This is a genomic window from Candidatus Nitrosocosmicus sp. T (genome assembly GCF_054408485.1).
The window spans coordinates 656,099-675,881 of record NZ_CP166992.1 but is presented as its reverse complement, the minus strand read 5'-3'; the positions used below and the strand labels follow the sequence as shown (position 1 = coordinate 675,881).

Here is a 19,783-nt window from a genome sequence, read left to right as displayed (position 1 = left end):
CCTAAATTCTTAAAGTCCTTGTGATTATAGGTACCAGCGGGTTTAGTAACGGATATATTACGAGTCTAACTTTAGAGTTGCTTTAGTTACTAATATTTTGTATCTGAAATAGAATGGATCGTATCAATATAGGTTTTTCGAGGCGAGTCCATATATGTGTCGATCCGATAATTGTCAATAACTATATTTTATAAAATTATATTCTTCGGTTAGAGTGATAACGAAGGAGATGGTAATCCTGAGTAAATTTCTATTTGTGATTATGCTTTTGCAATTAATTTAAATAATTGTTATTGCTTCAAACATTATGAGTTCAACCGATTCACAATCAAATTCAATAGATCCTAAAAAACTTGAAGAATTTGTAATGAAAGCAGTAGCTGATATGGGAAGTAGTTTGAGTGCCATGATGGTTATACTTGGTGAAAGACTTGGATTGTATAAAGCCTTACAGCAAAACGGTCCATTAACACCTGAGGAACTATCTAATAAGACTAATACATCTGAACGATACATAAGAGAGTGGCTTGCAAGTCAGGCTGCATCTGGTTATATAACCTATGATCCGTTAGAAAAGAAATTTTCAATAACGCCGGAAAACGCAATGGTTTTAGCAGATGAAAATAGTCCTACTTACATATTAGGAGGTTACCAAGTTTTAAGATCTATTTTTAAAGACGAAGATAAATTCGTAAAAATTTTTAAGACCGGTGAGGGATTAAGATGGGGAGAACATCACCATGACCTTTTTGAAGGAACTGCAAAATTTTTCAAACCTAGTTATATGAGTAATCTAGTCCAATCATGGATACCTTCTCTTGAGGGCGTCGAAGAAAGACTAAAAAAAGGTGCGAAAGTTGCAGATATTGGTTGTGGATATGGTATTTCGACCTCAATAATGGCTAAAGCATATCCAAATTCACAATTTTATGGATTCGATAATCATGCACCATCAATTGAAAAAGCTAAAGAGGATGCTAGTAAAGATAATATTGACAACAATATCAATTTCTCATTAGTTTCTGCTAACGAATCTATAGGCAATGATTATGATCTTGTAGCCTTTTTTGATTGCCTTCATGATATGGGTGATCCTCTAGGCGCATTGGAATTTGCCAAAAAATCATTAAAAAATGATGGAACATGTATGATTGTTGAACCAATGGCAAATGATAACGTAGAAGAAAACTTGAACCTAGTAGGTAGAATATATTATTCAGCATCATCTTTGATTTGTGTACCGAACTCTTTGGCAGATAAAGGAATTGCTTTGGGAGCCCAAGCAGGGGAAAAAAGGATCAAAGATTTGGTTCATAAAGCCGGCTTTACTAAATTTAAGCGTTCAGCGCAAACACCATTCAATATTGTTTACGAAGCAAAACCCTAATTTTTTCTGTGTACCCTTTGATGGGCATATTAATATTACATGGATTTGGATAAATCAGTCACAGAATTATCACACCCGTCTTTTATCAAATTACACCTTCGACAAGCATCTACAATTCAGCAAGTATGGAAGACATGAATAAAATTTTATAAAGACCAAATAAACAACTTGGATTGAAAATTAATAAATTGTTATCCTCAGATTTGAAAAAAATTTCACATGAATATGTGAATGCGTTAATAGTGAGAGATAAAGACCAAGCAGACAAGATAATATTTAAAGAAATAAAAAATAATGTCAATGTAATTGACATTTTCAATATTATTCACTATAGTCAATATTTAATTGGAAAGTTATGGGAGGAAAATAAAATATCCATATCTGATGAGCATTATGCAACGCAAATTTCGTTAGATCTGATAACCACCGCTATACAAGAATCATACCAAATTAAATTCAATAGCAATGAGAATATTGGAACTGCATTACTTTTGGTTGTAGAAGGTGAATATCATTATGTTGGATTAAAAATGTTTGCAAACTTGTTGTCAAAAATGGGTTGGAAGGTAGAATTTTTGGGTCAGAGTCTCCCGATGGCTGATCTAACTACAGTGTTATCAAAATCTAGTAAAAAATATGATCTCATATGTATCTCTATTACCATATTGGAAAATTTACTAGTATTGATCAAAACTTTGCAAATAATAAGAGATCAGGCGCTCTTGAAAGACTCCATTGTTATTATAGGGGGCCGTTTATTCAAATATCAAAAAATTAAGGATTTTGTACAGAATCAACACAAAGATGCGCCTTTAGTAGATTATGTTGCTTCTGATATATCCGATGCCTTACGATTTTTATCATCTTCGCAGAAACTGTCGGCAAAAACCATTGTCGATTTGAAAAAAATGCTTATCATTGAGCAATCAAAATATCGCCATCTAAAAGAAATAGAGAAATTAAAAGAAGAATTTGTCTCTATGGTAAGCCATGAGATGAGGAATCCCGTTACTACAATCTTATTTTATTCAGAAATGATGTTAAAAGAAAAAAGGGGGGAATTAAATGAATACTATAAAAAGGCCGTCCAAACCATCAGACGGAATGCTATCAATCTTGAATCATTGATATCTGACAGTCTTGATGCGTATAAACTTGATTTAGGCAAAATAACCATATCAAAAGAAATAGTGGACGTAAACTCATTGATAGATGATATGACCCATAATATAATTTCACTTACAACAATTAAAGGAGTAAAATTAGTTAAAGATATACAAGTTCAACATCCAATATCCTGTGACAAAAAGAGAATAGAGCAAGTTCTAGTGAATCTAGTCAAAAATTCTGTAGATTTCGTACCTTCCAATGGGGGAACGATATTAGTATCGGTTAAAGATGTGGAAAAAATTAATAATGATAAATTGATTCCTTTAGAACTAAAAGAAACGGTCCAAGGCTATAATGACAATGCCACTGAAAAATATTTTGTGCTATTTGGTGTAAAAGATAATGGAATTGGAATTCCAGAAAATAAAATGGATAAACTATTTACAAAGTTTTATCAGATAGATCACAAATTAAAGAGAAGCCATGGCGGATCTGGCCTAGGTTTATCGATATGTAAGGGAATTGTAGAAGCACATGGTGGAGGAATATGGGCAGTAAATAATCATGATGGTAATGGTGCTACGTTTTATTTTATTTTACCTACTACTGACAAATAATTTTATTCTATTTTATTCATTGTTAAAATGATTACGCAAAAAAACTGCAATTTGATTGAAGCAAATTGCTATTGGGATGAATGTTATTTGCTCGGTGAGAAAAACATTTACTGTAATATTCAATATCTGATATTTTATTCCTAAATTCAATTAACTGTAAGCAACGTCATCATTTACAAATCATGCTGTTAGACTATTTTTTGCTGATGCATCAACTAAAAATGGTTTACTTTGGTAAAATAGGGGCGTTTAGTTTGTTATTAGATCATAAAACTCAACAGAATTGGAAATAATTGCAGGCGATAGTGATTTACTGTTGTTATGAGAAATATCGTGCTCTTTGCTAGTCATATATCTCATAAAAGATTCTTTATCTTTAAAATGGAATATTCCTATAAACAAATTATTGTGTTTCTGGCTTCTCAAAAAGTTTAATCCAATAAAACCATCAAATGAATCTACCATTCTGGATCTGTTCCTGAACGCTTCTTCGAATTTATCTGCAACATCTGGTTTAACAAGAACTTTTGAAATTGCGATAAATGTCATTATTACTAGAATCTGTGATTTCCTAATAAAGTAGTTCTTATAAAAGATTAATTAGTCTGCTCTCAAAGAAAAAGGATAAAGGATGCGATTAATCACCCCCGATGGTTCTTTTAATGATGATGCAATAGCAAAAATTGCTGACGCTGCCACCAATACCTATTTTAGCAGAGATTCAATGGCGGTGAGAAAATGGGGAGAAACTGGAAAACGACATACTTATGAGGATACTGTTAGAACACTAAAGCAATTAGCAATAGCGGTATATCTAAACGAAATGAACATTTTCACTGATTATATAAGCTGGCTATCTATTGTTCTGCAATCACGATATATATCTAAAGATGTTATAATAAATCATACTAAAATACTAATAGATATATTTCAACTAGACCTCGAAAAATTAAATAATGTGGAAGAAAGTTACATTGAGGAAATGAAATTATTGCAATTATATTTGAAGTATCTAGACCAAGGGTTAAAAACAATAGAAAAACAAGGGAATGGCAGAAAAAATGGAATTACGAAAGTGCATAGTTCTTAAACCCGGAAATCAAGATTGTCGCCATGTGATTTTTGACTCGTTGGTTGTTATTCCTAGGATCTCGATTGTGAAGAAGAAAACAGAAAAAGATTTGTTTTAAAAAGATGAAAATTAAGAATTACCCTACATCTTATGCCTTCCTATATCGTTACTATAATAATGTCGCTAGTTTGGTGGGATTAAGTTCCGTATGGTTTGCGGGTTCGGAAACTCACAATGTGATATATGAATTACATTCAAAAATGATGTATAAGCACTTAAGGAATTTGAATATGTACTATTTGAGATAGATTGTTTTCTCCCTCTCTACACTGGAAGTTAATAGATATCTTTAACTGAATGCAAAATAACTAGCAAACATGACATTAAGTTTAAACTGTAAAGATGCAGGAGACCCCGTATGTACACATACAATGTATGGTGAAACTGAGGAAGAACTTTTAGAGAATGCAAAAAGACACGGTATAGAGGCTCACGGATATACAGAAGAGACATTTAATGAACGAATCGGAAAGGACAAGGAGAACTTTAGAAAATTAGTAAAAACAGTCTGATTTTTCATTCCTTATCTTTTAATAATACGGACAGTTGAGGATTACTTTATCTAACTGTAATTATCACCGTTACTCAAATTGGTCACTGATCGATTGTATGTGAAACAAATTTGACTTGTATATCAGATATAGTCTTACTGTGTGCTATAAATAAGAACAGCAGACGACTACATAACGCATTCAAATCCCATGTCAAAAGGGTTATTTTAATGGTATAATACTTAGTGATGATTTATCATAAATTATGAATCTACCTAGTTTATTTAAAAAAATATAAAGTAATAATCAGATTTTGTATCTTTCCAATTCATTGATGCTGAATTTCAAAAAAACTTCTGCACCATTATATCCCTCGACCTGATTCTTTGGTATTCGGTATTCTTTACGATCACCTTGGCTTGTAATTGTTATATTTTCGTTATCAACTGCATCTACATTTCCAGCATCCATGTAATCGTTAGATCTAACGTTCTTATGGACTATGCTTTCCCAGTCAGTTATGAATTCTGACAAAGTTGATCTAAGTACATTAAAAATTATTCTATTTAAATATTTATAAAATCTATTTATAAACTACACAATTTATTACCGAGATTAGAAAAATCTCAAAAATTCTATTTATATCATCTTATTATTATAACTGATCCTATTTAATTAAGCATTCATTATCATCTTACTATTTACTTTTACAGAGATTAGTCATCAAAACCTTGTAGATCTTCCATTGCATATTTGGTCAACATGATTTGTGCAAGTATATTTTCAAATAATGTTAAAGACTAGAACTAATGTTAACTAGTTGAAGAAAATTTGTAAAATTATAGATACATTGACAATTAGCATGTTTGTTTAATAGATATAGAAAGGTTATAACCGAATATTTTTCTGTAGTAAAATGCTCAAGCTAATTAGTAATGAAGTGTGAATATTACACTTTTGGAATCAAGTGACCATTTACATAATTTGGATAAATTAAATGACAACTTTATTTGGTTTTATTCAAATTATGATAGTTTTAAAAAGAACTTCCAAAACCAGTATGTCGCAGTCAAAGATAGAAACCATTCAGATAATGATTCCAATCGAAAATGATCACTAAAAATATAAAAATAACAAACTTGGATAAATCAATTGTAATAGGGTATGTAAACAATTGATTCGATGAAAGGAACTATAACACAAGAAAATGAAGTACATTAGACGAGGCTAAAATAACGCAATAATAATGAAAAAAGATAACTGAAGACTTGGAAGTATGGTAGATCGCCGGCGTATCGGTAATATACACCTCAAGTTTTAGGTCATTGTTATGGAGAGATAGCATTATTGTATGCTACATGATTACAAAATCCATTAGTATTTGTTAGTATTGTTTTTTATCATCAGACTGTTTTGGGTAATGAAAATGCTTTTATTTCCATCATCTTTCCTGCCATAAATCCCAATAAAGCCCCATAGATTAAATGAAATATCAGTGATCCAAATAATATTATTCCAAAGAGATGGCCAAAGTTAGAGGCAATCGAGTATACGTATTGATTCGGAGTGGTCCCTGTGTTAAATGAATATAACATGGGTTGAATAACCAATACTGTAACTGGGACAAACAAGACGGCCCACAATAGAGTGCTTACCATCATTCCAGTTTTTGATCCGTGTTTGGAATTATTCGGTGATATTCGTTTCCAAAATAAGGATACTTGTCCGAATATATTGCCAGCTATGGTCCCTGTCAAAATATACAATCCGAACCCAATTAATGCTGCACTAACGGGGGCATAATATCCTAACGATATTCCAATTGCCCCAAAAAATGAACTTGGAGGAGTTTGAGAAATCAAATCCATAATAACCAATAAGCCAGATATTCCCCAAGCGGCAAAAAACCCTGCTAGAGTACAGTAAATAATGAACAAATTAGAAGACGGGTATTGATGATTTGAATCAGTCATTTCATAATAGCCATGATCTTTTATATAAATTGATACAAAATATGTAAATCATATTTATTCTTACTACAAAAACATATGTTTTTCTTAAAAATTAATAATAAATCGATCATAATCTACAACCTGCATAATTAACCCATTCCTGGATTAAGGTCTTAAGGATTTCAATCTCAGTAGAACAATATTCCTATATCGAGTAACATTGAAGCACAATGTCACGAGTTTGAGAGATACAACTTCATTTTTCCTTTCGTACCAATAATCATTGATAGTTGAAAATATTCGGTATGGATGAGTACAGGAACCTTGTGTCGATTTCTACAGATTTCCTATTCACAGATGCTGATGTCGATTAATCTTTATGCAGTTTACAATAATTTGAACTCTTCATTTAGTCATTATGTAAAATAATATTTACGATAATCTGTAAACTAATTGTAATTCTTCAGATATATAGCATAACACCTTGAGCGTACCATTAAAGATTATTATCATTATGAGATACTTAGATTTGTACTAGGTGAGAAGAGAACATTTGCTAAAATTTATCTAAGTAAAAGATTCCCTTAGAGTAAGATAGTAATTCCTCCGGATCCCCACTTTCAAATTATGTCATAGGTGTTTGAGAATGTGTTCTATCATAATCAGCCCAGGTTTCCTCTGGATCATCCCTTTCAAATACTGGACCAATGGAAGCACCTAGCCCATGGCCGGTGTATGTTCCTCGAATCCTATAGACATTTCCATCTGAAGAAAAGTATTCAAGCATTTTAAAATCAATTCTATGGGCAATTACTACATGCGTTCCCCCATCAAAAAATGCTGGCATCACCGACAAATCATTGGATATCTTATTTCTCAACTCCTCAACATCTGGTTTTCTATTGAGGAAGATTTCTAAAGTATACATTGGATTCTTGTCTTCAGCTAAACGGTGAAGAATATCCAAAATTAGATGGGTATCAACCTTGGGAAGACATGTTTTCATGAGTTCATCAAATTCCAGGTATCTTTTTACTAATTCCTCCGTACAGCTCATTTGTATAATAACACATTTTTTGTATTTGAAGATAGCGAAATTGTATTTAAAACCCAGTCATTTTAGGGCAAGTAACATAATTATTGCATTAATAATGTAAAATAGTTAAATTTTATTAAACTTCAATACCTGATGTGTATACGAAAATTCAAATTTAGATAATCATGTTGACCGATAAGATGTAAGACAACGTTTGATTGTAAGTATTCACTTGAAACAGTGAAGGAGTTGAGATAATTTATTTAAGTATATCAACTGGCTTTAAGAGAATTCAGGTTATAATGTAAGTGGACAATCATGATATGGTGATAGAAGTATGGATTCATAATCTCCAATACTATAGAGACGATCAACAGAGCAGGATAGCAGTGGAGTCTCTTGAAGATCAGAGTGATTGAAAATCGCAAAACATATAGTAGTGTTAAATATTAAGACACAAACTAACTTATTTTCATTTTAATTTTTAAAAATATTTAATATATACACTAAAATAACTTTATCCTATATCGTTACTATTTCTTAGTAGCTGGTTCGGTGGTATGGGAAACAAATTTGGTCCGATTTTGTAACTCAACTCAGAATTCTTCAAACTAAACCTAACCAGGCTATCAAAAAATAGACAAAAATAAATGATTTAATTCGAATTCAAGTTGCAATTAAAGCAGGTAGTTTGATCCATATCTATTATCCTTTCTAACAAGTTTATGTCTGAGAATTAGAAATAGCATTTGGTTTTTCATCGGCTTTATTTAGTCCTATCTCAAGCAAATATTTGAAATTTTTATTTATCAAAGTTATCAAGTATAAAATTACATTAACAACTTTCAAACACTCACTTAATTTTAATTACTTTAAAAGGTTCAAGAAGAAGAGCCGGAACACATTAACTGATACTAACACGCTGTTTAACCCTCATCATACAAGTCAATCTATCTTCTAGTATCTTCGTACTATTTATCAGTTTTTTTAATTTTTGCAAAGACTAGTGAGGCAAAGCCGCCTGCAAATCCTCCAGCAATAATACTTATGGGTTGGCCATATACGCTCCAAAAATCCTTGAACTGCTCATCAAAACTAACAGGAGGTGTCACAATAACTGTCAAATTCATAGATGGATTAGTTACATAGCCAAATGTGGGATATTTTTTGGAAGTTTGAAGATTGGGTTTGATAAATCCACCCTCATTGTGAGTAGATATAGACTCCATAGATTCAAGCGTTGTTTCTACAAATAATGAAGCGGAGAATGGAATAGTGTAGAAACCTAGAGGTGCTTGCGGAGACACATTTATCTTAAATAATGGAGGTTGAATTCTTTCAATAGATACATACAAGCCGCTAGAGTTAAACTCTGAGCCGACATCATTGCTGGCTTTGTTAAAAGTGATGTCAGTAACATTATTAGAAAAGGTTGAAAAGATATTAGCAGGAACTAGTAATTGTTCTCCTTGCGTTATCACTATATCCTTTGGAGATGTTACCATGGTCATAGCAGATGGAGGAATGCCCACCCAATCTGTAAAATCACTAACTTCATTTGTTTTGAAAGAATCTGTAGTGTAGAATAATATGCCATATTCGCTCGGACTATCAATAGAACTCAGATTCAAGTTAAGTTTAACATATCCTGGTCCTATGGTGGGACCGCCAAAGTATTCGGTATAATTTGTTTTAGAATATAAAAGTATTTGACTGCCAGTTGAGGATAATTGATAAAGATATTCACTCCATTTTCCGTTAACCGATTCAACATAATAATTGTAATCTGCTCCACTAAATCCAGTGTTTATGTTATAACTAGCGATTTTAATAAGCATACCATAACTAATCCTTTTTGATGATTGGTTATAGATAGAGGCATTTTCCGAATCTGATCCTAACCAAAGTGTGGCCTTCAAAGTTTTTCCATCGCTAAGATAATCTATTTCCAATAGATCACCATAATTGGATTTTAGATTGATACTGTCATTACCAGATGTTTGAATCCAATCATTTCTCTGATCATTAATTGCTTGGGGTTCAAAAGCAGGCGATATAGCAAAGACAGTGAGAAAACAAGTGGAAGGAATTAGGAAATATAATAGTAGTACAATAATAGTAAAACTACAGGAACCAAATGGTGAAAAGGGTTTTTTCATAGATTGCAAATTGTGTAATTTAGTTCCTATATATTGCAAATTATTACACATATAAATAAGGCTTTACAACGCTTATTAGAGATTTACTAATGATGTGATGCGGGTTCGGTGGAAACCATGAGGATACCCACATGGGTTTCATTATCTTATATTATTGTATTATAGGATTATCACAAGAATGTCAATAACTCGTAAAGACAAGGAGATATAATGATTGATATTAAATGATTATGGTTTGTTGTTTTCTATCCAAAGATTTTCAAATATAGAAATATAGGAAAGAACAGTTGATTCGCTATTGGAAAAAGTTGCCAACCCTGTAGACTCAAATAGACTATTCTTGCGCTCATCTCTTACTTCAATTGTTAAAGAGAACTCATTATCTAAAATGAAGGTTGTTAGTCTATTATCAATGTTCTTTGAGTAATATACAACATCAATGCCGTTATGCATACCATGATTAGTTACTATTCGATTAATTTCTATTGCTCCTTCGGTCTCAGGTATGAGAATTCGTACAGTAATTTGTCTTGACGATACCAATTCAGATATTTTGCCTAATAATCCTTCATGTACATATTTATTAAATACATTCACAGATGGAAAGATAATCATTATTTCATCAGTAACTGAATTTAATGCGATATTCAAAATGTTCTGGATTTCATCGAAATCTTGGATAGTATCAATAAAATCTCTTTTCGCTCCTTCTTCGATTTCCCTTATCCTCTGTCTGAAAGGAATGGCTCGAGCCCATAATATATCATAAACATATTGTTGTTGCTCCACTATTTCTTTAACATTAGTTTTGATGAGTTCTCGAGGTAATTGTCCTAAACTATTTACCCTAGCCGATGCCCGATATTAAGCCATCATGAATTCCAAAGGTACTCTTTATACCATCTAGATGTCTAAGTTTAGTAATTTTTGCCAATTCCTTGCAATAGTAAATGTTTTCTTTAGTAACTTCAGTGATCCATCTCAGACGAATACCCTTGCCCTTTAATACACAATAAGCATTCCAAATAGGCTTTACTTCAAAAGTAACCCTAATACCCTCAAAATCACAACAAATATCAATTCTATTTTTTATTTTTGAGAAATCTTCGGTTGTTACACGAACCATATCTTCCGGATTCTTTATCACCTCGGTTCTCTCGATGCCGTCGGAAGAGGATGAGAAAGATGTGGGCGGAGAATCAGGCATTTGATAAAGGAATAACACCAGAAGTAGTCATTTAAGCTAACAAGTGAACCGAATGCTAAAAGTTCTATTTACCACCCAAAATAATGGTCGTTTCTAAAATAGGTAGCGGGTTCGGTGGGACAAATACGAAATTTCACACTAGTTTGTAATTGTTTTGAAATATTTGTAAGCTTTTTTGTATTATTATATCTCCTAGAACTATTATTGGACAATCTATTGAACATGATGATGATAGTGATAAGGGTAACAGCAACCAGATAATCAGTTGGATGTATTTATCTGTTTATGATAACATATCTCATTCATGCTTTCTGAAATGTTAACTTCCTTAAGGCCCATTTTTGAGGCAATTTCCATTGGATTAGAGATAATAGGTGTAATAATAATAATTTATGCAGCCATTGTAACTTTGAGCTTTCTGATAAAAGCTGAAACAAGGAACCGAAGACAAGCAGGACATAATCAGCATGAGACAAAGCTTCAATTTACCACACGATTGCTTACCGCATTAGAGTTCTTTATTGCCGCAGATATTATAAAGACTATAGCATCACCTGAACCGATGACTCTTTTGATAGTAGGTGTGACGATAGCGATAAGGGCTGTATTGACTTTTCTGTTGCATAAAGAGCAAAAATCACAAAGGGAAGGAGAAAAGCAACAGGACCAGCAGAAACAAGCTTAAGGTTTTTGGCCATTCTTTCAATATGCAAAACTTTTGATTTGAATTTCTTAGTGATTCATTATTTAAAATATTAACTTATATTTTGACAATAAAAGTCAATACAGTTATTGAAAACCATGTTATTACAATATCTATTTAAAATATATTGTTTAATTTGAGGTATGACACATTTAGCAAATATAGTAGAACTCGTGGGCTCATCTGACAAGAGTTGGGAAGATGCCACTCAGGTAGCATTAACTGAAGCGACAAAAACAATTCGCGGTATTACTGGGATTGAGTTAACCGATATGACCGCCAGAGTAGATCCAAATACGGGAAAAATAACTGAATATCATTCCACGGTAAAGATCGCCTTCGGGGTGGAACGAACCTAAGTATTTGCAGATAAGGAACTTTCAATTACTTTTTATTTTAGAATCAAGAAATGATAAAACATCTTCTTTTTTAGATAAATGAAGTAAATCAAAGTCTTTTCCAAAGAATTTTGCCATATTAATTAAGGCTTTGATATTCTGATTCTGATAGCTTTCAGAGGTATTAACAAATCTTAGATATAGATAAGTTTCGAATAATCAGTATATTCTATAATTATATTTATAGAGTTAATTTTCAAAGGATTCAATGAGCATATTAACTATACCACTTGAACCCTATGAATTGTAATAAAGCCATTATCACCTATCATTTGTTTTAACGGTAATAACAATGGTTGTATCTTTTCTTCCTCATCTATTGTTTCTATCATCATAGGTTGATTTATCATTAAACCCTCCAAATGAAATGTTGACTTGCCTCTTCTTCCAAATCCATCCACTCCAAGCCATACTATAGCTCCTAAAACGTTTGCCTTCATCAAAAATTCAATAATAGTTTTTTCTAATCTTTTTCCATTTACATTGTCATTTTTCTTTATACGGATGTTTAAACAAATCATTTGTTTTAGCGTCATTTTTCTAAGAATATCATTGTAACAATTGAATTATTAAGATTCTGCCACCATATAACGCCAAAAAGGATAAGCCCACATTGGCTATTGTATTAATCATCATACTTAGAATTTGTTTATTTTCTATCATTACTATATTTTCTAAAGCAAATGAAGACATTGTAGTTAAGGACCCACAGAATCCAATAGCGATTAAAAAAGAGTATCTTGGATCTAAGTTCCAGTTAACCAATAAAACAGAAAAAATACCCAAAATAAAACTGCCTATTATATTTACAAACAAGACATTTGACCCAACTATTCCTAGAATTAAAGGAAAAGAGGTAATTTTATATCGAATATAAGCTCCTAAAACTGCTCCGGCGGCCAATAAAACAAACTCTATTCCTTTCATATTTTTGTAGATTTCTTGGTTTACTTATTTCTTCTTCCTTTCTAAATTAAAAAATTTAGTCAATTCTCAATGTCCTTTCTTTTTAATAACACAGGATAGAATGAGCTAGATGTTTTCAATTTAGCTACATCTCATCCTGTGGTTTTTGAATACGAGGGTTTTAAATATCGTGATTCTTATACTTAAGACTTTGCAAAGATTTGGAACTATGATCATAATAAAAACATAATCAAATATGTTCCAGAGCAGAAAATAAAATACATTTCTTAACTATGAAATTATTGAATTCTAACTTGGCTGAGCAAATGAAAGTTGAAAGCCGTCTGGATCACGTATGTGAAAGTATCGCTCATTCCAGGATGCATTTACAGGTTTATTTTCAAACAGAATTAAATTTGAAATTAATTTATTGGTCTTAAAATAAGAATAGAGTCTGTCAACATCATCTGTATAAAAAAAATGACTCTTCCGAAATTATTGTTATTGTTCTCATGGCCAATATTGGCATTTGATAAATTCTTAAGTCCCAAGTTCAAATATGTGATTTTTTTATATTTACCAATCTGATATGTAGTAAAAGAATCCTTAGAACCTCCACCATACAGAAGCTTGAATCCAGAAATGTTAGAGTAAAATCTGTATGACCTTTCTATATTACTAATTATCAAAGTTACAGCAGAAATCACAGATACTTGACTCATTTTAAAAGATAGATAACGAATGGTAATATAATTTAGCTATTTAATGTCCTGTGATAATACAAGAAATTAAATTCAAAGCAATTTCATTGCACGTTTTGAATTACTTCTTATGAAATTTGTACTATAATAAGATCTGACTAAATGGAGATTTATACTATTATTTGATTCCGAAGCAATAATACCAAACCAATACTATAGTATTACATTCGATAATGCCGGCGAAAATCGATATTATTGCTTTTACCACCCTTCCATGGTAGGAGAAGTAATAGTTGAATAAACACATTGTTTATTTCAATATTTAATTTTTCTAGGATAAAGGATTGGATTGTTATTTGGATCCAGAAGATTTCTGTGAGAAGATATACCTTGTATCATTCAGTATGAATTGTTACAAATTAATTTTTTAAAGTTATGTATGGAGTCTTCTTTCCGCTGTAGAGATTATTACCTACTGTGTGAAAAATCAGTAATTCAATTTATTAGTACTGCAATCACAATTTCAAGAATATATAATCATTTTTCTAGAGATGCTGGTACTGTAAGAGTATTTGAAAACGTTTCTGTATGAAATGTATCGGTCATAGTGATTTCTGCTTTAACATTGTTTATAGTTTTATCTTCAAATGATGTTGCAAATTGCATAGGACCTGCCTGTCCTAAAATATAATCATCTTGAATAGTTGAAGTTTTTATTAGAGTTCCATCAGACAAATATACTTTCATCACTCCCGCCATAATAGTGTTCACAAGTTTAGGATCATTAGTTTTATAGAATATATTAACCTTTAGTTGATTAGCATTGGTATTGGTATTTGTTAATGGTGCAAATTTTACAGAATCTAAGTTGATTGTTATACGCTCGGCAGCTTTATTGTCATTGTTTTGTTGTTGATCTGCTTGTGCATATGCATTATAATTTGTTTTCATTATGTTTTTTTCTAAATCCGCAGAAAAGGAAAAGAGCAAGCCAGTCCCAATAACAGCAACAACAATTGTTAATAGCATAGAAAATGAACCAAATCTTTTAGTTTGAGCGTCTCGCATAATTGTAATCTTCTTGAAAGTATTCGAAGTACAAACCATGTTCTAATCAATTCTATAAGATGAATTTATACAATTTAACTGATAAATCTATATTTAGTTTAAGATAATTAGATTTGCAAGTTAGTAATCATTTTGATATACTGTATTTCTGTAAGAATGCTGCAGTATCTAAATTTGAAACTTATGTTATAGATTATTTAGAATAGATTTACAGTTATCTATCTTTTACTGATAAAGAGTGTGTAACTAATGAACATCACATTTTAGAATTGCAACTTGACTGATTTGAATACATTCAAAGAAATACAGGATAGGTAGAGGATTATGATGTTCAAATTTACTCTTATTTATCGTATTGCTTTTTTTGAATATCAGAACTATGCTTTTTATTCTACACTACTTAAGAGTTATGATGATATTCTTAAATAACTAACTCTGTGAGAATTACTCGCAAGTTTGATTATCTATGAATAAGCTGAATAGTCGAAGTGAGGAATGGCTTTAAATACACTTTGTTACCAGTCAATTGGTTTTAAGATCCATAATACCACATATTATTTAACATATCACCGGGGTATCCCAAAGGATTTGAATCCACTAATAATTTTGGGTTTAATTTGCTATTCTAATTCATAAGGAAATAGAAGGAAAGAATGTTGAATCAAAAGGATATTAAAAAAAAGAAGGATCCAACTTATCTGAAAGCTTGTATTACAGAATCCATTTTACTATCTTGTTTAAATGGATCTTTATTCTCAGAAATCGATACAAGACTACAAGCAGTCATACCTTCGTCTGAATTAATTTTGAGAGAGTATTTACAATATTTGATAAATAATTCATTTATTTCCTATCATAGAATAAAAAAAGTATACATGATTGAACCTAGAGGATTAGATTTACTACTTATGATTTACACGCAGCGAAATCGAACCACTCAAGATTATGCCGATCTCCAAATCAAGATTGGATAATTGCAATTTGATACTCTTGTATATGGTTCCTTGAGATGAGATTACTCGTTTACAGGAAGGTTCCAAAAGATGTCCTTTTTCATAATTTGAATACTTTGGATAGTCTCGTGTCAGTAATTTGCTTTTTACTCTCAAATATACTAAAACGCTTATCTCACGTATAAAATAAAAAGGTAGTTTTGACACCGTCAAGCGAGTAGGATCATATTTAGAGTGACTTACATAATTAAGATACAATAGTTCTTTCTTCTCTACCTGATCTATTTCTATGACTGATGACTCTTACTCAAATTAAAACTGTAAATGCATATAATGAAAAGAGGACAAGCACAACTGTTTGTTTTTGTTTCAAATGATGCTTCTTCTTTACGGAAATTTTCTAAAGCGTAACCAACTGATGACTTGATAGTAACCTTTTACTAAAAGAAATACTAGTGTTCTCATCAATATTCAAAAAGTGTAATAGGAATAAAGCGTAACAAAGAATCTATTCATTAGAGCGGATGTTTATGTATATTCTTGTGATCTTCGCAATAATGTGTTCTACATTGAGGACATTCTACAGTTGGTGATTTATCACAAGCAAGGATTCCACATAATTCACCCTCTATTGATCGTTTCTCCCATTCTTTAGGATAGATCGACATACAGTATTTTGTATTGACACTTATTTTAATAAAATGGTTATGGCTAGCCTTCTTAGATATATGGAAAAATTGTATCGAAACCAGAGCATCTTAATTCTAAGTACACCATATTAATCACAAGGAGATACTATTATCTAGACTTGATATTATTTATCGTATAAAATCAGCTGATTTCATGACTCAAAGCACTAACTAACTAACTAATAGATGCAATTTCCAAAATAGTACAAGTGCGGGTTTAATATGGAACTAGCCCTTTTTCCTTGAGATCGCGCCATATATCAAAAATGTAATCACTACTGTACATTGATTTGATAGCATATACTTTATCCAAACATTCCTGCTCATCCTCGCAATAAAATGTGCTATCTACCAGGGTTGTAGCTACTTCTAACCAGTCGGGGTCCTGCTTTTTGAATAAAGCCAAAAACCTCTCACTAAAGTCTGGGTTGTTCTTCCAGTTTTTATTTTTGACATCCGCTAATAATCTATTAAGGTCTAATTCTTCATAGTAGTAATTTGCAAGCCCAGTTGAGTACGGTCCGTTTCTATAGATATCATATTCACAACCAAAGTTATTTTGCAGGCATACTTGTGCCAAATATACATATTTCTGTAATTTCAATCTATTAAGACACCCAGTTTCAGTATCTGTTAATAAATTCATCAAGTCTATCATTTTATTATCATAAAGAAAACATACAAAATCTTGCAATTTCATACTTATTTGTTGCTGAATAGTTACTATGCGTGAAGCTATTATATTAAGTTGAGGCGCCCCCTACTAATGGTCGTAAGAAAATAGCCACATCTCCTACAATGACAACCGTTATGATCACTCATTTTTGTTGCAGTTGCCGCCATGACTGTCTCTATTACTAAACCTCCATAAAATATTATACTGTAAGTCTAAAATGTCAGAATGATGAAATTCACGAAATTATCCGTATAAACACTTGCTAAACTCCTTTCTAATTTAATACTGTATTTTGGATTTAACCCAACCTTGACCTCTTTTATGGTGAGACATAAACTTGGGTTCTTACCTATTAGATTAGCAGAAAAGATATCTGTTTGATTTTTCTTTTATATTATTATAAAAAAATTTGAAATATCTAATATATATTTAATTTTGCTAATAAATTTTACAAGTATGAACACAAGTAAAACAATACTAGTATCAATTGCAGTTGTTCTCGCACTTGCTTTGGTCTTAGCTCCATTGGCAATTTCAGAAGATGCTTTAGCAAAAAAGAGTAACAAGGCAAAGCAAGTAATTAGCCAATCTCAAAAATCGAAACAGAACAGTCAAGTTATTTCTGGTGGAAGCTCCGTATTATCTGGTAATAACTTAAACTTCCAATTCCAATCTAATACAGGAAATAACGCTTTAGCACAAGCAAACAACTAACCTTTTTTTATTTTTAATTACCAAATTATTTCTAAAATAGTCTTTGGCAATAATGATAAGAACAGCTACATTCTCCAAAACCATTTCTGTCACAATCTTTCCGAAATAAAGTTATAACTATATTTTGATATATGCAACAAAAGGAATTGAGGAAAACTATAAACTACTATCCAAAAATAATACAATAGACAATCAGTACTTTAAAACAAAATAATTGACCAAATAGTTAGAATGTGTTAAGCATGATAGAAAAAAGGAGATAATATAACCGGAGAATTGACCTGATGGTGATAATGATGTGAAATGTCCACATTCTATTTCTGAAAAGATTCTAACACAAAAGTCGAGTTTTTATGATAAGGAATGTTCAATATGCAAAGTGTATGGCTTGAAAAAGCATCGGCGATAAATTATTTTAAAAATGATAATTATAATGATATAACAGAGTTTAAAGCAGAGACATCTCAAAATTCTGATAACCAAGATGTAGATAGAGATAGAGACAGTAACATCAACTACTACTATTACAAAAAGAAATTTACTAATAATAGAACAGTTGATGATTTATTTGACTATGATTAGGGAATATTACTTTTATTTCTAAAGTCAAAGTGGTCATTGAGAAGGTTTGAAAAATGAATATAGAAACAACACAAGATTCAAAAGAGACTCTAGACTAATTCCCAAGATAATTTATTCAGCAAAATGAAATTCTGGATCTCGGTAGGCTTCGTGGGGATTAAGTTCCCTGTGGTAACGGGGTTCTAATACCGTAAAATAATCAAAAGAGATGAAGATCTAAAATCTAAATTCTGTTAATGTTAATCTTGCATGCTTGAGACTGAAATCAGAAGATAACAAAGCGAACACAATTTAACATATGCAGGCATTGGATCTTGGTACTGAGATCTGTTGGCGCATCTCAAGACCTTTATTGGCTTACGCCAAAGCCTACAGCCTTTTGCAGAAGGAATATACATATACGTAAAATTATAATAAATTATTTTCTAAAGCGGAATTTCTTACCGTGGTTTTAAAAATTGTTTTCTTTTCCTTTAGTACTAGCGACAATTTAAAGAAATAATTTAATGGATTTCGCTGACTGTTGATTTGTCGTTCCTAGACAATAATTAAATAAAAAATTTTACCATTTACACCTTGTCAGAAAACCCATGGTTATCATATAGATTATTAATGCAGCACACTCAATTGTGACATTAGTTATTGATTTATTAGAATATAAGAAAGTGTTTAAATAAAAAAATTTATCCAGATTCTCCGTCTGAATCATCTATTGATACTGCTGGGGCTGGAACAACTACCACTTGTTTACCACTCGCATTTATCAATGCATTTTGAATTTGTACTAGGTTACTTTGTGCTACGTCTGTATTGTCGTCATTTAGAGCTAAGATAGCTGCATTGGTATAATTGAGTAGTTTTTCATTCATCTTTGGGTCTTGTTGCTTGGATTGATTACCTTGTGATTGTGTCTGATTTGCTTGGGCAAGTTGTTGTTGAGCTTGTTCCTTTTGTTGTTGGGCTTGTTGTATTTGTTGATTAGCTTGATCTAATTGTTGTTGGGCTTGTTGTGTAGTATTTTGTCCACTTGTTTGATTGGTCAGATTTTGACCATAGATACTGGAGCTTCCGGTATTTAGTAATAGTACCAAGCTAATGGCTAGTACTACTGGAATGCTAACATTTTTGATGTTCATTATGACATAATAGTCAACATAGTTTTTATAATATTAGGATATGACTAGGTTTGCTCTCATATAGTATGAATTCTATGACTGAACTCAAAAAAAAGTATTTCTAATATAAAAGTTAGTTGATTGATTTAATTAAATAGTTGTTTCGACCTTTAGAAATCGTTATTCG

General features: G+C 31.5%; 24 protein-coding genes. 9 read left to right on the top strand and 15 right to left on the bottom strand.

Annotated features, from left to right (window positions below; all coding sequences use genetic code 11):
- Positions 1-307 precede the first annotated feature (307 nt).
- Entirely contained in the window at positions 308-1,387 is a 1,080-nt protein-coding gene (locus AB0A59_RS03550; protein WP_458746532.1) for a class I SAM-dependent methyltransferase, read from the top strand.
- A 173-nt stretch (positions 1,388-1,560) separates the two neighbouring features.
- Positions 1,561-3,114, top strand: coding sequence for an ATP-binding protein (locus AB0A59_RS03545; protein WP_458746530.1), 1,554 nt, complete (start codon positions 1,561-1,563; stop codon positions 3,112-3,114).
- 249 nt (positions 3,115-3,363) lie between these two features.
- Here AB0A59_RS03545 and AB0A59_RS03540 read toward each other — a convergent pair whose 3' ends face one another.
- Positions 3,364-3,663: an antibiotic biosynthesis monooxygenase family protein gene (locus AB0A59_RS03540; protein ID WP_458746528.1), complete on the bottom strand. Its 300-nt coding sequence runs from the start codon at positions 3,661-3,663 to the stop codon at positions 3,364-3,366.
- Positions 3,664-3,745: 82 nt separating this feature from the next.
- Here AB0A59_RS03540 and AB0A59_RS03535 point away from each other — a divergent pair, with 82 nt between their 5' ends.
- Entirely contained in the window at positions 3,746-4,204 is a 459-nt protein-coding gene (locus AB0A59_RS03535) for a hypothetical protein (protein WP_458746526.1), read from the top strand.
- A gap of 359 nt (positions 4,205-4,563) precedes the next feature.
- Positions 4,564-4,758: a DUF1059 domain-containing protein gene (locus AB0A59_RS03530; protein WP_458746524.1), complete on the top strand. Its 195-nt coding sequence runs from the start codon at positions 4,564-4,566 to the stop codon at positions 4,756-4,758.
- Between the two features lie 285 nt (positions 4,759-5,043).
- On the opposite strand, the gene AB0A59_RS03525 is transcribed toward AB0A59_RS03530, so the two are convergent.
- The 6 genes from AB0A59_RS03525 to AB0A59_RS03500 form a co-directional block, all read right to left on the bottom strand.
- Positions 5,044-5,271 (bottom strand): hypothetical protein, encoded by a 228-nt coding sequence (locus tag AB0A59_RS03525; RefSeq protein ID WP_458746522.1) that lies wholly within the window; start codon positions 5,269-5,271, stop codon positions 5,044-5,046.
- A gap of 869 nt (positions 5,272-6,140) precedes the next feature.
- Complete coding sequence (locus AB0A59_RS03520) at positions 6,141-6,710, bottom strand: hypothetical protein (RefSeq protein WP_458746520.1); 570 nt, start codon at positions 6,708-6,710, stop codon at positions 6,141-6,143.
- A 604-nt stretch (positions 6,711-7,314) separates the two neighbouring features.
- Complete coding sequence (locus tag AB0A59_RS03515; protein WP_458746519.1) at positions 7,315-7,746, bottom strand: hypothetical protein; 432 nt, start codon at positions 7,744-7,746, stop codon at positions 7,315-7,317.
- Between the two features lie 950 nt (positions 7,747-8,696).
- On the bottom strand, positions 8,697-9,884 hold the full coding sequence (locus AB0A59_RS03510) for a hypothetical protein (protein WP_458746517.1): 1,188 nt from the start codon (positions 9,882-9,884) through the stop codon (positions 8,697-8,699).
- 228 nt (positions 9,885-10,112) lie between these two features.
- Positions 10,113-10,673 carry a hypothetical protein gene (locus tag AB0A59_RS03505; protein ID WP_458746516.1) on the bottom strand — a complete coding sequence of 187 codons (561 nt, stop codon included), beginning with the start codon at positions 10,671-10,673 and terminating at the stop codon, positions 10,113-10,115.
- A gap of 58 nt (positions 10,674-10,731) precedes the next feature.
- A complete protein-coding gene (locus AB0A59_RS03500) occupies positions 10,732-11,091 on the bottom strand; it encodes a hypothetical protein (protein ID WP_458746514.1) in 360 nt (119 codons plus the stop codon).
- A 316-nt stretch (positions 11,092-11,407) separates the two neighbouring features.
- On the opposite strand from AB0A59_RS03500, the gene AB0A59_RS03495 reads away from it, so the two are divergent.
- Complete coding sequence (locus AB0A59_RS03495; RefSeq protein WP_458746512.1) at positions 11,408-11,776, top strand: DUF1622 domain-containing protein; 369 nt, start codon at positions 11,408-11,410, stop codon at positions 11,774-11,776.
- A 161-nt stretch (positions 11,777-11,937) separates the two neighbouring features.
- Positions 11,938-12,153: a dodecin family protein gene (locus AB0A59_RS03490; protein ID WP_458746511.1), complete on the top strand. Its 216-nt coding sequence runs from the start codon at positions 11,938-11,940 to the stop codon at positions 12,151-12,153.
- Positions 12,154-12,413: 260 nt separating this feature from the next.
- On the opposite strand, the gene AB0A59_RS03485 is transcribed toward AB0A59_RS03490, so the two are convergent.
- The 5 genes from AB0A59_RS03485 to AB0A59_RS03465 all read right to left on the bottom strand — a co-directional run bounded on the left by AB0A59_RS03485 (position 12,414) and on the right by AB0A59_RS03465 (position 14,867).
- Entirely contained in the window at positions 12,414-12,728 is a 315-nt protein-coding gene (locus AB0A59_RS03485; protein WP_458746509.1) for a DUF190 domain-containing protein, read from the bottom strand.
- A gap of 13 nt (positions 12,729-12,741) precedes the next feature.
- On the bottom strand, positions 12,742-13,119 hold the full coding sequence (locus tag AB0A59_RS03480) for a fluoride efflux transporter FluC (RefSeq protein ID WP_458746507.1): 378 nt from the start codon (positions 13,117-13,119) through the stop codon (positions 12,742-12,744).
- A 288-nt stretch (positions 13,120-13,407) separates the two neighbouring features.
- Positions 13,408-13,521: a hypothetical protein gene (locus AB0A59_RS03475; RefSeq protein ID WP_458747547.1), complete on the bottom strand. Its 114-nt coding sequence runs from the start codon at positions 13,519-13,521 to the stop codon at positions 13,408-13,410.
- Positions 13,521-13,820 (bottom strand): hypothetical protein, encoded by a 300-nt coding sequence (locus tag AB0A59_RS03470; protein WP_458746506.1) that lies wholly within the window; start codon positions 13,818-13,820, stop codon positions 13,521-13,523. The genes AB0A59_RS03475 and AB0A59_RS03470 overlap by 1 nt, the downstream gene beginning before the upstream one ends.
- Before the next feature lie 516 nt (positions 13,821-14,336).
- On the bottom strand, positions 14,337-14,867 hold the full coding sequence (locus AB0A59_RS03465; RefSeq protein ID WP_458746504.1) for a hypothetical protein: 531 nt from the start codon (positions 14,865-14,867) through the stop codon (positions 14,337-14,339).
- Between the two features lie 653 nt (positions 14,868-15,520).
- Between AB0A59_RS03465 and AB0A59_RS03460 the strand changes: the two genes are divergently transcribed.
- Entirely contained in the window at positions 15,521-15,841 is a 321-nt protein-coding gene (locus AB0A59_RS03460) for a hypothetical protein (RefSeq protein WP_458746502.1), read from the top strand.
- A gap of 494 nt (positions 15,842-16,335) precedes the next feature.
- Here the strand turns inward: AB0A59_RS03460 and AB0A59_RS03455 are convergent, their stop codons facing one another.
- Both AB0A59_RS03455 and AB0A59_RS03450 read right to left on the bottom strand, forming a co-directional pair.
- Positions 16,336-16,488 (bottom strand): hypothetical protein, encoded by a 153-nt coding sequence (locus AB0A59_RS03455; RefSeq protein ID WP_458746500.1) that lies wholly within the window; start codon positions 16,486-16,488, stop codon positions 16,336-16,338.
- A 238-nt stretch (positions 16,489-16,726) separates the two neighbouring features.
- Positions 16,727-17,113 carry a hypothetical protein gene (locus AB0A59_RS03450; protein WP_458746498.1) on the bottom strand — a complete coding sequence of 129 codons (387 nt, stop codon included), beginning with the start codon at positions 17,111-17,113 and terminating at the stop codon, positions 16,727-16,729.
- A gap of 528 nt (positions 17,114-17,641) precedes the next feature.
- On the opposite strand from AB0A59_RS03450, the gene AB0A59_RS03445 reads away from it, so the two are divergent.
- Positions 17,642-17,899, top strand: coding sequence for a hypothetical protein (locus tag AB0A59_RS03445; RefSeq protein WP_458746496.1), 258 nt, complete (start codon positions 17,642-17,644; stop codon positions 17,897-17,899).
- Between the two features lie 372 nt (positions 17,900-18,271).
- The gene (locus AB0A59_RS03440) at positions 18,272-18,481 is read left to right on the top strand and encodes a hypothetical protein (RefSeq protein WP_458746494.1); all 210 of its coding nucleotides are present in this window, start codon (positions 18,272-18,274) and stop codon (positions 18,479-18,481) included.
- 683 nt (positions 18,482-19,164) lie between these two features.
- Here the strand turns inward: AB0A59_RS03440 and AB0A59_RS03435 are convergent.
- Positions 19,165-19,617: a hypothetical protein gene (locus AB0A59_RS03435; RefSeq protein WP_458746492.1), complete on the bottom strand. Its 453-nt coding sequence runs from the start codon at positions 19,615-19,617 to the stop codon at positions 19,165-19,167.
- Positions 19,618-19,783: the final 166 nt, after the last annotated feature.

Excerpts from the sequence above, each read along its gene's own strand:
- AB0A59_RS03550 (WP_458746532.1), top strand. The coding sequence starts at position 308 with ATGAGTTCAACCGATTCACAATCAAATTCAATAGATCCTAAAAAACTT.
- AB0A59_RS03540 (WP_458746528.1), bottom strand. The coding sequence starts at position 3,663 with ATGACATTTATCGCAATTTCAAAAGTTCTTGTTAAACCAGATGTTGCA.
- AB0A59_RS03535 (WP_458746526.1), top strand. The coding sequence starts at position 3,746 with ATGCGATTAATCACCCCCGATGGTTCTTTTAATGATGATGCAATAGCA.
- AB0A59_RS03530 (WP_458746524.1), top strand. The coding sequence starts at position 4,564 with ATGACATTAAGTTTAAACTGTAAAGATGCAGGAGACCCCGTATGTACA.
- AB0A59_RS03520 (WP_458746520.1), bottom strand. The coding sequence starts at position 6,710 with ATGACTGATTCAAATCATCAATACCCGTCTTCTAATTTGTTCATTATT.
- AB0A59_RS03515 (WP_458746519.1), bottom strand. The coding sequence starts at position 7,746 with ATGAGCTGTACGGAGGAATTAGTAAAAAGATACCTGGAATTTGATGAA.
- AB0A59_RS03510 (WP_458746517.1), bottom strand. The coding sequence starts at position 9,884 with ATGAAAAAACCCTTTTCACCATTTGGTTCCTGTAGTTTTACTATTATT.
- AB0A59_RS03500 (WP_458746514.1), bottom strand. The coding sequence starts at position 11,091 with ATGCCTGATTCTCCGCCCACATCTTTCTCATCCTCTTCCGACGGCATC.
- AB0A59_RS03495 (WP_458746512.1), top strand. The coding sequence starts at position 11,408 with ATGTTAACTTCCTTAAGGCCCATTTTTGAGGCAATTTCCATTGGATTA.
- AB0A59_RS03490 (WP_458746511.1), top strand. The coding sequence starts at position 11,938 with ATGACACATTTAGCAAATATAGTAGAACTCGTGGGCTCATCTGACAAG.
- AB0A59_RS03485 (WP_458746509.1), bottom strand. The coding sequence starts at position 12,728 with ATGACGCTAAAACAAATGATTTGTTTAAACATCCGTATAAAGAAAAAT.
- AB0A59_RS03480 (WP_458746507.1), bottom strand. The coding sequence starts at position 13,119 with ATGAAAGGAATAGAGTTTGTTTTATTGGCCGCCGGAGCAGTTTTAGGA.
- AB0A59_RS03470 (WP_458746506.1), bottom strand. The coding sequence starts at position 13,820 with ATGAGTCAAGTATCTGTGATTTCTGCTGTAACTTTGATAATTAGTAAT.
- AB0A59_RS03465 (WP_458746504.1), bottom strand. The coding sequence starts at position 14,867 with ATGCGAGACGCTCAAACTAAAAGATTTGGTTCATTTTCTATGCTATTA.
- AB0A59_RS03460 (WP_458746502.1), top strand. The coding sequence starts at position 15,521 with ATGTTGAATCAAAAGGATATTAAAAAAAAGAAGGATCCAACTTATCTG.
- AB0A59_RS03455 (WP_458746500.1), bottom strand. The coding sequence starts at position 16,488 with ATGTCGATCTATCCTAAAGAATGGGAGAAACGATCAATAGAGGGTGAA.
- AB0A59_RS03445 (WP_458746496.1), top strand. The coding sequence starts at position 17,642 with ATGAACACAAGTAAAACAATACTAGTATCAATTGCAGTTGTTCTCGCA.
- AB0A59_RS03440 (WP_458746494.1), top strand. The coding sequence starts at position 18,272 with ATGCAAAGTGTATGGCTTGAAAAAGCATCGGCGATAAATTATTTTAAA.
- AB0A59_RS03435 (WP_458746492.1), bottom strand. The coding sequence starts at position 19,617 with ATGAACATCAAAAATGTTAGCATTCCAGTAGTACTAGCCATTAGCTTG.